Origin of the sequence: Vibrio sp. SALL6 (assembly GCF_002002385.1) — a bacterium.
In the GTDB taxonomy this organism is placed as follows: domain Bacteria; phylum Pseudomonadota; class Gammaproteobacteria; order Enterobacterales; family Vibrionaceae; genus Vibrio; species Vibrio parahaemolyticus.
Genome location: NZ_MQVK01000076.1, coordinates 1 through 771, shown reverse-complemented (window position 1 = coordinate 771; position 771 = coordinate 1). Strand labels below are relative to the sequence as shown.

The 771-nt window shown below is 47.0% G+C and carries 1 protein-coding gene; it reads right to left on the bottom strand.

All coding sequences use genetic code 11. The annotated features are described in order from the left end of the window. Nucleotides 1-3 precede the first annotated feature (3 nt). Nucleotides 4-771, bottom strand: a 768-nt coding sequence (locus BIW15_RS24005) for a transketolase family protein (protein WP_306291492.1), incomplete at its 5' end; no start/stop codon positions are given.

Below are 771 nucleotides of genomic sequence, written 5' to 3'. Positions count from 1 at the left end.
CGATTACGCTAGTAGTTCTTTTGCTGTGTTCACTACGTTTTCTACAGTGAAACCAAACATTTCGAACAACTGGTCAGCAGGTGCAGATTCACCGAATGTTGTCATACCGATGATGCGACCGTCGAAACCAACGTACTTGTACCAGAAGTCTGCGATGCCCGCTTCAATAGCGATACGTGCTGTTACGTCTGATGGTAGAACTGCTTCACGGTAAGCTGCGTCTTGTTTGTCGAATGCATCTGTTGATGGCATTGAAACAACGCGTACTTTCTTACCTTCTGCTGTTAGTTGCTCAGCGGCTTTCACTGCTAGCTCAACTTCAGAACCTGTTGCGATTAGGATTAGCTCAGGTTTGCCATCGCTGTCTTTCAGGATGTAGCCACCTTTCGCGATGTCTGCAACTTGCTCAGCGCTACGTGGTTGTTGCGCTAGGTTTTGACGAGAGAAGATAAGTGCTGTTGGTGCATCTTTACGTTCAATCGCTAGTTTCCATGCTACAGCAGACTCAACTTGGTCACATGGACGCCATGTGTTCATGTTTGGAGTCAAACGTAGAGACGCCATTTGCTCAACTGGTTGGTGAGTTGGGCCATCTTCGCCAAGACCGATAGAATCGTGTGTGTACACTTGGATGTTCTGAATTTTCATCAAAGCAGCCATACGCATTGCGTTACGAGCGTATTCCATGAACATTAGGAATGTTGCGCCGTAAGGAACGAAACCGCCGTGTAGTGCGATACCGTTCATAATAGCAGTCATACCAAATTCACG